This window comes from Bordetella genomosp. 13, assembly GCF_007679965.1.
Lineage (GTDB): Bacteria > Pseudomonadota > Gammaproteobacteria > Burkholderiales > Burkholderiaceae_B > Bordetella.
Window position 1 is genome coordinate 130887 of record NZ_VEHL01000008.1, and the last position, 15007, is coordinate 145893.

Genomic DNA, 15007 nt, shown 5'->3' on the forward strand with positions numbered 1-15007 from the left:
TTCGCGAAATGCCATACGCATTTCCTATCGCCCCGGCCGCTTGCGGCGCGAGGGGCGCAGTATGATGAAACCAGCGCCGCGGCTCCGCCGCACGGTCCCGCCTACCCTACAGGAGCAATGCCATGAACGAAGTCATCGTCGCCGCCGCCGTACGCACCGCCATCGGCGATTTCGGCGGCGCCCTGAAGGACGTGCCCCCCATCGACCTGGGCGCCACGGTGATGCGCGCCGCGCTGGAGCGCGCCGCCGTCAAGGGCAACGAGGTGGGCCACGTCGCCGTGGGCCACGTCATCAACACCGAGCCGCGCGACATGTACCTGTCGCGCGTGGCCGCGATCAACGCCGGCATCGGCAAGGAAACGCCCGCCTTCAACGTCAACCGCCTGTGCGGATCGGGCCTGCAGGCCATCGTGTCGGCGGCGCAGACCATCATGCTGGGCGATGCCGAAATCGCCGTGGGCGCGGGCGCCGAGAGCATGAGCCGCGCACCCTACATCGCGCCCGCGCAGCGCTGGGGTGCGCGCATGGGCGATGCCGCCATGCTGGACATGATGACCGGCGCGCTCACCGATCCGTTCGGCCGCATCCACATGGGCGTCACCGCCGAGAACGTGGCCGCGCGCTTCGGCATCAGCCGCGCCGACCAGGACGCGCTGGCCGCCGAGTCGCATCGCCGCGCGGCCGCCGCCATCGACGCCGGCCATTTCCGCGACCAGATCGTGCCCATCGTGCAGAAGACGCGCAAGGGCGAGGTCACGTTCGACACCGACGAGCACGTGCGCCGCGACGTCACCGCCGACAGCCTGGCCGGCCTGAAGCCCGTGTTCAAGAAGGAAGAGGGCACCGTCACCGCGGGTAACGCCTCGGGCCTGAACGACGGCGCCGCGGCCGTGGTGCTGATGAGCGCCGCCGTGGCCGGCAAGCGCGGCGTGAAGTCGCTGGCCCGCCTGGTGGCCTACGCGCATTCCGGCGTCGACCCCGAGATCATGGGCATCGGCCCGGTGCCGGCCACGCAGTCCGCGCTCAAGCGCGCCGGCCTGACGGTCGACCAGCTGGACGTGATCGAGGCCAACGAGGCGTTCGCCGCGCAGGCATGCGCCGTGTCGCGCGAATTGAAGTTCGACCCCGCCAAGGTCAACCCCAACGGCAGCGGCATCGGCCTGGGCCATCCCATCGGCGCCACCGGCGCGATCATCACCGTGAAGGCGCTGCACGAACTGCGGCGCGTGGGCGGCCGCTACGCGCTGGTCACCATGTGCATCGGCGGCGGGCAGGGCATCGCGGCGATCTTCGAACGCGTCTAGAACCTCCGCCGGGCCGCGATGGGCGGCCCCTTGGATATGCCGCCGCGGAGCGCGGTCATCGCCGCACCCGCGGCAGCCATTTTCCGACATGGCGCTCGGCATGCCGGCCCGGTGCCGGCGCCGTCCGCGTGGCTACAATGCGCCATGCCGAAATCCCCCGCCTCGCCGCGGCACGCCGCCGCACCATCTGACATGCCGTCGCTCTCCGAGTCCGACGGCATCCGCTATCTGCACTTCAGCACCGAATGGGTCCAAGGCGCCATGCGCATGGACGACCCCGCCGAGCTGGTGCTGGAGTACACCGCCCAGATGATGGGCTGGCTGCTGTTCCTGGAGCCGCCGCGCGAGGGGCCCATCGGCCTGCTGGGGCTGGGCGCCGGCTCGCTGGCGCGCTTCTGCCTCAAGCACACCAAGAGCGACGTCACGGTGGTGGAGTGGAATCCGCGCGTCACCTCGGTCTGCCATCTGTTCTTCCGGCTGCCGCGCACGCCGCGCCTGGCCATCCACCACGACGACGCGGGCGCTTGGGTGGTCGATCCCGCCAACGCGGGCGCCTGCCCCGTGCTGCTGGTGGACCTGTACGACGCACAGGCCCAAGGGCCGGTGCGCGACTCGGTGGGCTTCTACATGGGGTGCCGGCAGGTGCTGGGCGACGTGGGCATGCTGGCCGTGAACCTGTTCGGCAAGCACGAGAGCTTTCGCCACAACCTGGACAACCTCAGCAAGGTGTTCGATGGCCGCATCGTGCTGCTGCCCGAGATCGACGCGGGCAACCGCATCGTGCTGGCCTTCACCGGCCCTGACCTGCGGGTCAGCGCGGCCGACCTGATGGCGCGCGCCGAAGTGGTCGAGTCGACCTACGGCCTGCCGGCGCGCCGCTGGGCACGGTCGCTGATGCAGCATGCCGTGGAGGGCGTGCTGCATTTCTGAAGGAACAGGGCTGGGCGTCCGGGTCTCGGTCGCGGGGCCGGCGCCGACCCGGCTGTCCCTGCCAGGCCGGCGGCCGCGGCGCGTCGAGCCTCTTGCCGCGGCGCACCATCGAAACTTGCGCGCGGGACTTACGGGTTCTTGAAAATCACACTATCATGGGCTTTCCATAATTATGAATTATGGCCTTGCCGAGTTCGCCGCCCATGACCGTACCCATCGTCCGCCAGGCTTTGTACCTCGAAGTCGCCGACAGGCTGCGCGACATGATCCGATCGCGCGCGCTGGCCGCGGGCGCCTGGATCGACGAGGCCAGCCTCACCGGGCAACTGGGCATTTCGCGCACGCCGCTGCGCGAGGCGCTCAAGGTGCTGGCCACCGAGGGCCTGGTGCGGCTGGAGCCGGGCCGCGGCTGCTTCGTCAGCGAACTGTCCGTGGCCGATCTCGAGCAGATCTTCCCCCTGATGGCCATGCTGGAAGGGCGCTGTGCGTACGAGGCCGCCCAGAAGGCCAGCGCCGCCGACCTGAAGGCGCTGGAGCCCATGCATCGCGCGCTGCGCGCCCACGCCGCGGCCGGCCGCATCGACGAGTACTACGAAGCCAACGCGCGCATCCACGAGGCCGTGCAGGCGCTGGCGGACAACCGCTGGCTGTCCGACATGGTCGGCGGCCTGCGCAAGGTGCTCAGCCTGTTCCGCCACAAGAGCCTGGCCTTGCCGGGCCGCATCCAGGAATCCTGCGCGGAGCACCTGGCCATCTATGCCGCGCTGAAGGCGCGCGACCCCGAAGGCGCCGAGGCGCTGGCGCGCAAGCACCTGCTGCGCCAGCTCGACGCCCTGCGCACGCTGGCGCAGCAGGAGGCCGCCCCGGCCGTGCCCAATTTGATTTCCCAGATCACTCTTCCGGAGCCAGACGCCCATGCCCGCCCCCGAAACGCTCGCCCGCGCGCGCGCTCAGCGCGCCCCTGAAGTCCCCGATCCGTCCGCGCAGCCCGACGCACAGGGTGAAACCAACGGCCTGATGGCCCGCATCAGCCGCCTGTGGGAACGCGATCCCGTGCCCGACGCGGCGACTGTCGAGCCGCTGCTGGCCGCGCGCCTGACCGACGTGGCCGCCAACAAGCTGGCGCGCCTGTGGTGCACGGGCTATGCGGCGGCCGACGGCAAGCGGCGCCGCGCCATGCTGGGGGCGCTGGCCCAGGCGGCCGAGGCCAGCCGCGAGCGCGGCGAGGGCTGCGCGCGCCTGTTCAAGCGCTTCAACGCGCTGCCCGAGGGCCTGCGCTTCCTGGTCGACCTGCGCGCCGACATGCTGCGCTGGCGCAAACAGGTCGCGGGCCTGCAGGTGCTGGACAAGGAGCTGGAAGGCCTGCTGTCGGCATGGTTCGACGTGGGCCTGCTGGAATTGCGCCGCCTGACCTGGGATTCGCCGGCCTCGCTGCTGGAAAAGCTCATCATCTACGAGGCCGTGCACGAGATCCGCTCGTGGGACGACCTGCGCCACCGCGTGGCGGGCGACCGCCGCTGCTATGCCTATTTCCATCCGCAGATGCCGGACGTGCCGCTGATCTTCGTCGAGGTCGCGTTCGCCCCGCAGATGGCCGACGACGTGCAGGCGCTGCTGGATACGCAGGCGCCCGCGCCCGACCTGGACAAATCGCGCTGGGCGATCTTCTACTCCATCTCGAACACGCAGGCCGGCCTGCGCGGCATCAGCTTCGGCAATTTCCTGCTCAAGCGCGTCATCGAGCGCCTGCTCGAGGAAGTGCCGAAGCTCAAGTCCTTCGCCACGCTGTCGCCCATGCCGGGCCTGCGCGAATGGCTGTCCAAGCTGTCCGCGCAGGAGGTCGAGCAGATCGTGCGCGAAGGCAAGAGCAAGGTGCGCACCGGCGCGCCGGATGGCGCGCGCTGGGCCGATCGCCTGGCCCGCGCGGCCAAGGGCAAGCCCAGCGAGGCGCTGCGCCGCGCCGGCCTGCGGCTGGCCGCGCACTACGTGCAGACGCTGAAGAACGGCCAGCCGCTCGATCCTGTGGCGCGCTTCCACATGGGCAACGGCGCGCGCGCCGAGCGCGTCAACTGGGCGGCCGACGTGTCCGAGAAGGGCTTGCAGCAGTCGTGCGGGATGATGGTCAATTACCTGTACGAGCTGGACAAGCTGGACGAGAACCTGACGCGCCTGGGGCAGGGCAAGCCGCCCGCCAGCCGCGCCATCGCGCGCCTGGCATGACGCGGGACGACACGGAACCGCACGCCATGAACCAGCCATCCGAAGCGGCCGGCCAGCCGGGCCGCGTGCTGCTGGGGCGAGACGGCGCCATCGCGCGCGTCACGCTATCCCATCCCGGCCGTCTGAACGCCATCACCGTGGCCATGTGGCAGCAGTTGCGCGAGACCTTCGAGGTCCTGTCCGCCGACGACGGCCTGCGCTGCGTGGTCGTGGCCGGAGAGGGCGGCAACTTCGCGGCCGGCGCCGACATCCGCGAGTTTCCGCGGGTGCGCGGCGACAGGGCGGCCGTGCAGCACTATCACCGCGAGGTGCTGGCGCCCGCGCTGCGCGCGGTGGCGCATTGCCCGCATCCCGTGGTGGCCGAGATCGAGGGCGTCTGCGTGGGCGGGGGACTGGAGATCGCCAGCCAGTGCGACCTGCGCATCGCCGCGCAGTCCTCGCGCTTCGGTGTGCCCATCAACCGGCTGGGCTTTCCCATGGCGCCCGACGAGATGCAGGGCCTGCTGGCGCTGGCCGGCCGCGCCGCGACGCTGGCCATCCTGCTGGAAGGGCGGGTGTTCGACGCCGCCGAAGCCTTGCGGCTGGGCCTCTTGACCCGGGCTGTCCCGGATGGCGAGGTGCCCGGCGCGGTGCGAGACTGCGTGGCGGGCATCCTGCGCGGCGCGCCGCTGGCCGCGCGCATCAACAAGCGCCAGTCGCGCCGCCTGCTCGATGCCGCGCCGCTGTCGGAAGCAGAATACGAAGATTATTTTTCCTATGCGGACAGCCGCGACCACCGCGAGGGCGTGCGCGCCTTCCTGGCCGGCCAGTCCCCCACCTTTACCGGAGACTAGACAAGGTGAGCAACGCCAATCTGTATGCCGTGCTGGAGAGCGGCTTCCCCGCCGATCGCAGCAAGGTCGCGCTGGAGACGCCCGACCTGCGTTACACCTGGGACGACATCGACCGCGCCAGCGCCTGCCTGGCCAATCTGCTGGCCTCGCTGCAGCTGCCCGAAGGCGCGCGCGTGGCGGTGCAGGTCGAGAAGTCGCCCGAAGCGCTGCTGCTGTATCTGGCCACGCTGCGCGCCGGCCTGGTCTATCTGCCGCTGAACACCGCCTATCGCGAATCCGAGATCGAATACTTCCTGGGCAACGCCGAGCCCGCCGTGGTGGTGTGCTCGCCCGGCAACCTGCAATGGGTGAAGCGCGCGGCCGACAAGGCCGGCACCGCCCACGTCTACACGCTGGACGAACAGCGCGGCGGCACCCTGCTGGACGCGGCCGCGGCCATGCCGCAGACCTTCGAGACCGTGCGCAGGCAGCCGGACGACCTGGCCGCCATCCTGTACACGTCGGGCACCACGGGCCGCAGCAAGGGCGCCATGCTGTCGCACGAGAACCTGGCCTCCAACGCCCGCACGCTGCACCGGTACTGGGGCTGGCGCGCCGACGACGTGCTGCTGCACATGCTGCCGATCTTCCACGTCCATGGCCTGTTCGTGGCCTCGCACGGCGCGCTGCTGGCCGGCGCGCGCATGATCTGGCTGCCCAAGCTGGACGTGGAGCAGGCGCTGCACTACCTGCCGCAGAGCACCGTCATGATGGGCGTGCCCACTTACTACGTGCGCCTGCTGGCCGAGCCGCGCTTCGACAGGAAGGCGTGCCGCAACATGCGCCTGTTCATCTCGGGCTCGGCGCCGCTGCTGACCGAGACCTTCAACGATTTCCGCGAGCGCACCGGCCAGACCATCCTGGAACGCTACGGCATGAGCGAGACGGTGATGCTGACCTCCAATCCCTACCACGCCGACGAGGGCGAGCGGCTGGGCGGCACGGTGGGCAAGCCGCTGCCGGGCGTCGAGGTGCGCGTGGTCGACGATGCCGGCGCGGTACTGCCGCCGGGCGAGATCGGCAACGTGCAGGTGCGCGGCCCCAACGTGTTCTCGGGCTACTGGCGCATGCCCGAGAAGACCCGCGAAGAGTTCGCCGACGGCGGCTGGTTCAAGACGGGCGACGTGGGCCGCTGGGGCGGCGAGGCCGGCGGCCGCGCGGCGCCCGACACCTACCTGTCCATCGTGGGCCGCAGCAAGGATCTGATCATCTCGGGCGGCTACAACGTCTATCCCAAGGAGATCGAGACGCTGATCGACGAGATGCCGGGCGTGTCCGAGTCGGCCGTCATCGGCGTGCCGCACCCCGACTTCGGCGAGGCCGTCGTGGCGGTGGTGGTGCCGCGCAGCGGCGCGGCGCTGGACGCCTCGGCCATGCAGGCCGAACTGAAGACGCGCATCGCCAACTTCAAGGTGCCCAAGCGCATCCACGTCATCGAGCAGTTGCCCCGCAACACCATGGGCAAGGTGCAGAAGAACGTATTGCGCGAGACCTACCACGCGCTGTAGGCGATAGGGCCGGCGGCCGCGACGCCGCCGCCGGCCGTTTCCCCCATCCGGAATAGGAGTTCGATCCTCACACTACCCGTTGCAAGGCTTTGGATGCTGCAGATTCATCGAACCGGTACCGGCCTCTCGCGGCCCGGGGCCGACCACTTATAACGAGACGGGCCCACGTCCTGTCCTGCGCTGTACCAAAGAGGAGACATCAATGAGACAACCCATCATCGGCGCCGCCGCCGTCCTGACGCTGGCCGCCGCGGCCCTGTCCGCGCCCGCCGCCGCGGCATGGCCCGAACGCCCGATCACGATCGTCGTGCCGTTTCCCGCGGGGGGCGGCACCGACACCTTCGCGCGGCCGCTGGCCCAGCAGCTGGGCTCGCAGCTCGGGCAGAGCGTGGTCATCGACAACAAGGGCGGCGCCGGCGGCACCGTGGGCGCTTCGTTCGCGGCCAAGGCCCAGCCCGACGGCTACACGTTTTTCATGGGCGGCGCGCACCACGCGCTGGCCCCGTCCCTGTACAAGAGCCTGAAATACGACATCCAGAAGGATTTCGTGCCGGTCGCGCTGCTGGCGCAGCCGCCGCAGGTCATCGTGGTCAACCCCAAGCTGCCGGTCAAGACCGTGAAGGAACTGATCGAATACGCCAAGGCCCGTCCCGGCCAGATCAACTTCGGCACGGCCGGCAAGGGCAGCACGCACCACCTGGCGGGAGAACTGTTCGCCATGCAGACCGGCATCAAGCTGGTGGACGTGCCGTACCAGGGCGCTGGCCCGATGCTGTCGGCGCTGATCGGCAACCAGGTCGACATGGCCTTCGACGGCCTGGGCTCGTCGGCCACGCACATCCGCGGCGGCAGCATCAAGCCCCTGGCCGTGGCCTCGGCGCAGCGCTCGCCGTCGTTCCCCGACGTGCCCACCGCCGCGGAAGCGGGCGTGCCCAACTACGAGGTCTCGACCTGGTATGCCCTGTGGGCGCCGGCCGGCACCCCGAAGGAGGCCGTCGAGAAGATGACTGCCAACGTCACCAAGGCCCTGCAGTCGGCCAAGATCAAGGAGATCTGGGCCAGCAACGGCTCGGCCATCCCCGACATGACCGGCGCGGCCTTCGGCTCCTTCGTCGACAGCGAAGTGGCCCGCTGGGCCAAGGTGGTGAAGGATTCCGGCGTCACGCTGGAGTGACGGCGGCGGCCGGGGGAGGGCCCCCGGCCGTTTACCGAATGTCAAACCTGCGGCCCGCCGGGGTCCCTACACTGGAGGCCCGATCACCCGCCGGCGCCGCCACAACGAGGCATGCGGCCCGGCATCTCCAGGGAGCAGGCGATGAGGAATATCCTGATGGCGGGCGCGTTGATGGCCGGCGTGGCCATGGGCGCGACGGCCGCGGCGCAGACGACGGTCGAGATGACCTTCGTCGGGCCCAAGGGCGTGGAGCAGCCCGCCGGCAAGATCCGCATCGACCAGAACAAGTACGGCACGCTGCTGACGCCCGACCTGTTCGGCCTGCCGCCCGGCGCGCACGGTTTCCACCTGCACGCCAATCCGTCCTGCGAACCCGGCCCTGTAGACGGCAAGACCGCCCCCGCCGGCGCCGCGGGCGGCCACTGGGACCCGGACAAGACCGGCGCCCACAAGGGCCCGTACGACGACAGCGGCCACAAGGGCGACCTGCCGGCGCTGTTCGTGGCGTCCGACGGCAAGGCCACCTACCCGGTGCTGGCCCCGCGCCTGAAAGCGTCGGACTTCAAGGGCCATGCCCTGATGGTCCACGCCGGCGGCGACAACCACAGCGACCATCCCGAGAAGCTGGGCGGAGGCGGCGCGCGGATCGTGTGCGGCGTCGTGAAATAAATCGATTGCCCTAGATCTTTGCTCCTCCTTTTAGGGATATCCCAGGGCGTGACGCGCCCTGGGCGCGTTAGACTACGCGTCTCATGCCGGCAGCCGGGGTAGAGAGAGGACCCGGCCGCGCGCAGGCATGTCCATCATTCAACCCAGAGGGTGCAAGGAGCACAAGAAATGCTGATCGGAAAAAAACATTTTCTGACGGTGGGCGCACTGGCGCTGGCCGCGGCCATCCATGCCGCGCCGGCCGTGGCGCAACAGAAGTCGGTGGCCATCACCGCCATCGTCGAGCACCCGGCGCTGGACGCCGTCCGTGACGGCGTGCAGGAAGGCCTGAAGCAGGCCGGCTACGAATCCGGCAAGAACCTGAAGTGGCAGTACCAGAGCGCCCAGGGCAACACCGGCACCGCCGCGCAGATCGCCCGCAAGTTCGTCGGCGACCGTCCCGACGCCATCGTGGCCATCGCCACCCCGTCCGCGCAGGCCGTCGTGGCCGCCACCAAGGACGTGCCGGTGGTCTATTCGGCGGTCACCGATCCGGTCGCGGCGCAGCTGGTTCCCGGCATGCAGGCCTCCGGCACCAACGTCACCGGCGTGTCCGACCTGCTGGAACTGAACAAGCAGATCGACCTGATCAAGAAGGTCGTGCCGCAGGCCAAGCGCGTGGGCATGGTCTACAACCCCGGCGAAGCCAATTCGGTGGTGGTGGTCAAGCAGTTGCAGGAGCTGCTGCCCAAGGCCGGCCTGACCCTGGTCGAAGCCGCCGCGCCGCGCTCCGTGGACGTGGCCTCGGCCGCCCGCAGCCTGATCGGCAAGGTCGACGTCATCTACACCAACACCGACAACAACGTGGTGTCGGCGTACGAAGCGCTGGTCAAGGTCGGCAACGACGCCAAGATTCCGCTGGTCGCCTCCGACACCGACAGCGTCAAGCGCGGCGCCATCGCCGCCCTGGGCATCAACTACAAGGACCTGGGCATCCAGACCGGCCGCATGGTCGCGCGCATCCTGAAGGGCGAGAAGCCCGGCGCCATCCCGTCCGAGACCAGCTCCAAGCTCGAGCTCTACGTCAACCCGGGCGCGGCGTCCAAGCAGGGCGTCACCCTGTCCGACGCGCTGGTCAAGTCGGCCGCCCAGGTCGTCAAGTAATGCCGTAGCGGGCGCGGCGGCCCACCCGGCCGCCGGCCCGTACCTTTCCCAACGCAAACCAAGGAGGCGCCGGCCGCGTTCACGAGACCCGACCGGCCGTGTTCTCTTTCATGTCTCTTTTCTCATTGCTGGGCGCGCTGGAAATCGGCCTGGTGTTCGCCCTGGTCGCACTGGGCGTGCTCATCTCGTTCCGCCTGCTGCGCTTTCCCGATCTCACCGTCGACGGCAGCTTCCCGCTGGGCGGCGCCGTCTGTGCCACGCTGATCTCGGCGGGCTACGATCCCTACACCTCCACCATCGCCGCCACCATCGCGGGCGCCTGCGCGGGCCTGATCACCGGCTGGCTGCACGTGCGCCTGCGCATCATGGACCTGCTTGCCAGCATCCTGATGATGATCGCGCTGTACTCGGTCAACCTGCGCATCATGGGCAAGCCCAACGTGCCGCTGATCACCGAGCCCACGGTCTTCACCCTGCTGCAGCCCGAGTGGCTCAGCGACTACGTGGCGCGTCCGGTCATCCTGCTGTTCGTGGTGATCATCGCCAAACTGCTGCTGGACTGGTTCTTCGGCACGCAGACCGGCCTGGCGATGCGCGCCACCGGCTCGAACGGCCGCATGGCCCGCGCGCAGGGCGTCAACACCGGCGGCATGATCCTGGGCGGCATGGCGCTGTCCAATGCGCTGGTCGGCCTGGCGGGCGCGCTGTTCGCGCAGACCCAGGGCGGCGCCGACATCTCGATGGGCATCGGCACCATCGTCATCGGCCTGGCCGCGGTCATCGTGGGCGAGAGCATCCTGCCGTCGCGCAGGCTGGTCATGGCCACGCTGGCCGTCATCATCGGGGCCATCGTCTACCGCTTCTTCATCGCGCTGGCGCTGAACAGCGACTTCATCGGCCTGCAGGCGCAGGACCTCAACCTGGTCACCGCGGTGCTGGTCACGATCGCGCTGGTGATTCCCATGCTCAAGCGCCGCCTGGCCGGCAGGAAGGGGTAAACCATGCTCAGCGCAAAAGACCTACGCATCACGTTCAACGCCGGCACGCCCATCGAGACGCGGGCGCTGCGCGGGCTGTCGCTGGACATCCCCAGCGGCCAGTTCGTCACCGTCATCGGCTCCAACGGCGCCGGCAAGTCGACCTTCCTGAACGCCGTGTCGGGCGACCTGTCCATCGATTCCGGCAGCATCGGCATCGATGGCCACGACGTCACGCGCCGTCCCGTCTGGGAACGCTCCAACCTGGTGGCGCGCGTATTCCAGGACCCCATGGCGGGCACCTGCGAAGACCTGACCATCGAAGAGAACATGGCGCTGGCGCAGATGCGCGGCGCGCGCCGCGGCCTGGGCCGTGCCGTGAAGGCGAGCATGCGCGAGAATTTCCGCGAGCGCCTGGCCACGCTGGGCCTGGGCCTGGAGAACCGCCTGACCGACCGCATCGGCCTGCTGTCGGGCGGCCAGCGCCAGGCGGTCAGCCTGCTGATGGCGGCCTTGCAGCCCTCGCGCATCCTGCTGCTGGACGAGCACACGGCCGCGCTGGACCCGCGCACCGCCGACTTCGTGCTGCAGCTGACGGCGCGCATCGTGGCCGAAAGCAAGCTCACCACCATGATGGTCACCCACAGCATGCGCCAGGCGCTGGACGTCGGCGAGCGCACGGTGATGCTGCACCAGGGCGAAGTCGTGCTGGACGTGTCCGGCGACGAACGCCGCGGCATGGACGTGAAGGACCTGCTGGCCATGTTCGAACGCGTGCGCGGCGAACAGCTGGCCGACGACGCGCTGCTGCTGGGCTGACGCGATCGACGCATCCCGTCCGTGGTCTTGCCTCGGGATCGTCCCGAGGCAGGGCGGCGGGCGGGGCGCTTCGCAGGCATTCGTCCGTCGTCACGCCCCTGCGGTTGCGCCCAGGCAGCCTTCGCGGCATCATGTCCGCGCCGCTTCCAGGAGCCGTTTACCGATGATTTCTCTGCCGCGCATCTTGGCGACGGCCGGGGCTTGCGGCCTGTTGGCCGCGTGCGCCTCCGGGCCGTCCATCCGCAGCGACTACGATCGCACCGCCGATTTTGGACGCTATCGCACCTTCGGTTTCATGGCGCAGCCGGATACCGACAAACCCGCCTACGGCGCCCAGCTGGCCGAACGCCTGAAGTCCGCCGCGCGCGGGCAGATGGAAATGCGCGGCTATGCCTACGCCGTCCAGGACCCCGACCTGCTGGTCAACATCAGCGCCAAGGTCGAGGAAAAGACGGTGGGCTCGGCCGGCCCGGCCGCGCCGCTGCCGACCTGGGGTTACCGCACGGGCTTCTACACCAGCTGGCCCGGCCATCCCTGGGACGGGCAGGCCCTGCAGTATTCCGAGGGCACGTTGAACATCGACGTGGTCGACGCGCGCCGCAAGCAGCTGGTGTGGGAAGGCGCCAGCGTCGGTCCGGTCGGCGACACGGCATTGGCCCCGTCGCCCGAGGAGATCAGCCAGGCGGTGGCGCGCATCTACGCGAAATACCCGTTCCGTGCCGGCGTGTCGGCGCCGCAACTGCCCGTCCAGTAAGCAGGGGGAAGCCATGGCAACACGCGCGCGACCCTCCGGATTGCCCGCCTACGATACCGTCGCCCTCGTGCTGCAAGGCGGCGGCGCGCTGGGCGCCTACCAGGCCGGGGTCTACGAAGGCCTGCATGAGGCCGGCATCCGGCCCAACTGGGTGTCGGGCATCTCCATCGGCTCGATCAACGCCGCCATCATCGCGGGCTCGCCCGAGGACGAACGGGTGGACCGCCTGCGCGGCTTCTGGGAATCCATCTGCCGCCCGACGGGCTTCGCCGGACTGCCCTGGGGCTGGGGCGAGACGCTGGCCAGCGTGTTCGAGGGCATGCCGTTCGGTTTCGGTTCGCCGATGGTCACGGGCCAACTGGCCGCGCTGCGCGCGCTCACGCAGGGCCAGCCAGGCTTCTTCTCGCCGCGCGTGCCCTCGCCCTACCTGCTGCGCGACTCGGGCGCGGCATCCACCAGCTTCTACGACACCTCCCCGCTGGCGGCCACGCTGCGTGAATACGTCGACTTCGACCTGCTGAACAGCGGCGCGGTGCGGGCCAGCTTCGGCGCGGTCAACGTGCGTACCGGCAACTTTGCGTATTTCGACAGTACGCGGCGACCGCTGGGCCCCGAGCACATCATGGCCTCGGGCGCGCTGCCGCCCGGTTTTCCGGCGGTGGAAGTCGACGGATGCCCGTACTGGGACGGCGGCATCGTGTCGAACACCCCGCTGGCCGAGGTGCTGTCGGTGCATCCCATGCGCGACACGCTGGCCTTCCAGGTGGACCTGTGGCCCGCCCGCGGCGAGCTGCCGACCAACATGGAAGAGGTGGCGCAGCGGCAGAAGGACATCCAGTATTCCAGCCGCACCCGCACGGTCACCGACAACTACCGCAAGATATTGAAGCTGCGCCGCGGCCTGCAGACCCTGCTGGAGCGCCTGCCCGCGTCCCAGCGCAACAGCCCGGACCTGGCCGAGCTGCGGGCGCAGGCCTGCACGCCGCTGGTCAACGTGGTCAACCTGATCTACCAGGCCAAGCACTACGAGCGCGAGTCGAAAGACTACGAGTTCAGCACCGAGGCCATGCGCGAGCACTGGCAGTTCGGCCTGGCCGACATCCGGCGAACGTTGGGGCAGCCCAACGTATTGGACAAGCCTGCCGTGGACCAGAGCTTCGTCACCCATGACGTGCACCGCAGCGCACCGGATTCGCGGTAAAGTGAGCGCCTGCCAGGGGAGCGGCATGTCGCAAAAGACCCGCCCATCGTCGGATCGGGCCCGCTCTTAATAAAAGCTAAAAAACTTCCGCTACAGTAGCGGCCTTTCCGCACGTCCGGGCGCGGCTTGCTATGCGTCGTCGCCCCGCAGAACACGCTTTTTCAAGCATGAGGACCCCATGCGTCTTTCCCATGAGCGTTTTTCCGTCATCAGCGTCGCTACCGTCCTGGCGCTGGGCCTGGCCGCATGCGGCAAGAAGGAAGCGGGCGGCGGCCCTGGTGGCATGGTGCCGCAGGTCAGCGTCGTGACGGTCCAGCCGCAGCGCACGGCCATCGTCTCCGAGCTGCCGGGCCGCGTCGACGCCGTGCGCGACGCGGAGATCCGCGCCCGCGTCACCGGCATCGTCGAGAAGATCGCCTTCGAGCAGGGCAGCGACGTCAAGAAAGGCCAGAAGCTCTTCAAGATCGATCCCGCGCCTTACCAGGCCTCGTACGACCAGGCGGCCGCGCAGGTGAAGCAGGCGCAGGCCGACCTGTACAGCGCCAAGGTGCTGGCCGAGCGCTATGCGCCGCTGGTCAAGGCCAACGCGGTCAGCAAGCAGGAATACGACAACGCGGTCTCCACGTTCCGCCAGGCCGAGGCCGCCGTGTCCGCCGCGCGCGCCGCGCAGACCTCGGCGCGCATCAATCTGGACTACACCGACGTCACCTCGCCGATCGACGGTCGCATCGGCCGGCCCCTGGTCACCGAGGGCGCGCTGGTCGAGGGCGGCTCGGCCACGCAGATGGCGCTGGTGCAGCAGCTCGATCCCGTCTACGTCGACCTGACGCAGTCCACGTCCGACCTGGCCAACCTGCGCCGCGCGCTGGCCTCGGGCAAGCTGCAGCGTGTCGGCGACGGCGCGCGCGTCACGGTGCTGCTGGAAGACGGCACGCCGTACGATCAGCCCGCCAAGCTGCTGTTCACCGGCATCACGGTCGACCCGTCGACTAGCCAGGTCACCCTGCGCGCCGAGGTGCCGAACCCCGGCAACGAGCTTCTGCCGGGCATGTACGTGCGCGTGCGCGTCGAGCAGGGCGTGGACGACAAGGCGCTGCGCGTGCCGCAGCAGGCCCTGCAGCGCACGCCCGACGGCAAGCAGAGCCTGATGGTGGTGCGCGACAACAAGGCCGAGCAGATCCCCGTGTCCACCGGCAACGTGGTGGACAACGAGTGGGTGATCACCGAAGGCCTGAAGGCCGGCGACGTCGTCGTGGTCGAGGGCTTCCAGAAGATCCGCCCGGGCGCGCCCGTGCAGGCCACGCCGTGGAAGAAGAACGGCGCCGCGCAGCCTGGCCAGGGCCAGGCGCAAGGCCAGCAGCAAGGCCAGCAGGGCCAGACCCAGCAGCCGGCCCAAGCCCAACAGCAAGGCCAGAAATGAGCGGCACGCGGCGCAT

General features: G+C 69.5%; 14 protein-coding genes. All 14 read left to right on the plus strand.

Going from position 1 to position 15007, the window contains the following annotated elements; genetic code table 11:
- Nucleotides 1-122: 122 nt before the first annotated feature.
- The gene (locus tag FS845_RS19070) at nt 123-1304 is read left to right on the plus strand and encodes an acetyl-CoA C-acyltransferase family protein (RefSeq protein ID WP_144638276.1); all 1182 of its coding nucleotides are present in this window, start codon (nt 123-125) and stop codon (nt 1302-1304) included.
- Between the two features lie 144 nt (nt 1305-1448).
- Nucleotides 1449-2234, plus strand: a complete 786-nt coding sequence (locus tag FS845_RS19075; RefSeq protein ID WP_186332346.1) for a spermidine synthase — start codon at nt 1449-1451, stop codon at nt 2232-2234.
- Nucleotides 2235-2437: 203 nt separating this feature from the next.
- The gene (locus FS845_RS19080) at nt 2438-3199 is read left to right on the plus strand and encodes a GntR family transcriptional regulator (protein ID WP_144638280.1); all 762 of its coding nucleotides are present in this window, start codon (nt 2438-2440) and stop codon (nt 3197-3199) included.
- A complete protein-coding gene (locus FS845_RS19085; RefSeq protein ID WP_186332347.1) occupies nt 3150-4454 on the plus strand; it encodes a malonyl-CoA decarboxylase domain-containing protein in 1305 nt (434 codons plus the stop codon). Before FS845_RS19080 ends, FS845_RS19085 begins: the two co-directional genes overlap by 50 nt.
- A 26-nt stretch (nt 4455-4480) precedes the next feature.
- Nucleotides 4481-5287, plus strand: a complete 807-nt coding sequence (locus tag FS845_RS19090) for an enoyl-CoA hydratase/isomerase family protein (RefSeq protein WP_144638282.1) — start codon at nt 4481-4483, stop codon at nt 5285-5287.
- A gap of 5 nt (nt 5288-5292) precedes the next feature.
- Nucleotides 5293-6834, plus strand: coding sequence for a malonate--CoA ligase (locus tag FS845_RS19095; protein ID WP_144638284.1), 1542 nt, complete (start codon nt 5293-5295; stop codon nt 6832-6834).
- Between the two features lie 202 nt (nt 6835-7036).
- Nucleotides 7037-8008 (plus strand): Bug family tripartite tricarboxylate transporter substrate binding protein, encoded by a 972-nt coding sequence (locus FS845_RS19100; RefSeq protein WP_144638285.1) that lies wholly within the window; start codon nt 7037-7039, stop codon nt 8006-8008.
- Nucleotides 8009-8149: 141 nt separating this feature from the next.
- Nucleotides 8150-8677: a superoxide dismutase family protein gene (sodC, locus tag FS845_RS19105; RefSeq protein ID WP_144638287.1), complete on the plus strand. Its 528-nt coding sequence runs from the start codon at nt 8150-8152 to the stop codon at nt 8675-8677.
- 168 nt (nt 8678-8845) lie between these two features.
- Nucleotides 8846-9820: an ABC transporter substrate-binding protein gene (locus tag FS845_RS19110; protein WP_144638289.1), complete on the plus strand. Its 975-nt coding sequence runs from the start codon at nt 8846-8848 to the stop codon at nt 9818-9820.
- Between the two features lie 110 nt (nt 9821-9930).
- Nucleotides 9931-10818: an ABC transporter permease gene (locus FS845_RS19115; protein WP_144638291.1), complete on the plus strand. Its 888-nt coding sequence runs from the start codon at nt 9931-9933 to the stop codon at nt 10816-10818.
- Between the two features lie 3 nt (nt 10819-10821).
- Nucleotides 10822-11616, plus strand: a complete 795-nt coding sequence (locus FS845_RS19120) for an ABC transporter ATP-binding protein (protein ID WP_144638293.1) — start codon at nt 10822-10824, stop codon at nt 11614-11616.
- Nucleotides 11617-11782: 166 nt separating this feature from the next.
- Nucleotides 11783-12370, plus strand: coding sequence for a DUF4136 domain-containing protein (locus tag FS845_RS19125; RefSeq protein WP_186332356.1), 588 nt, complete (start codon nt 11783-11785; stop codon nt 12368-12370).
- Between the two features lie 13 nt (nt 12371-12383).
- The gene (locus FS845_RS19130; protein ID WP_144638297.1) at nt 12384-13571 is read left to right on the plus strand and encodes a DUF3734 domain-containing protein; all 1188 of its coding nucleotides are present in this window, start codon (nt 12384-12386) and stop codon (nt 13569-13571) included.
- A 178-nt stretch (nt 13572-13749) separates the two neighbouring features.
- On the plus strand, nt 13750-14991 hold the full coding sequence (locus FS845_RS19135; RefSeq protein WP_144638299.1) for an efflux RND transporter periplasmic adaptor subunit: 1242 nt from the start codon (nt 13750-13752) through the stop codon (nt 14989-14991).
- Nucleotides 14992-15007 lie beyond the last annotated feature (16 nt).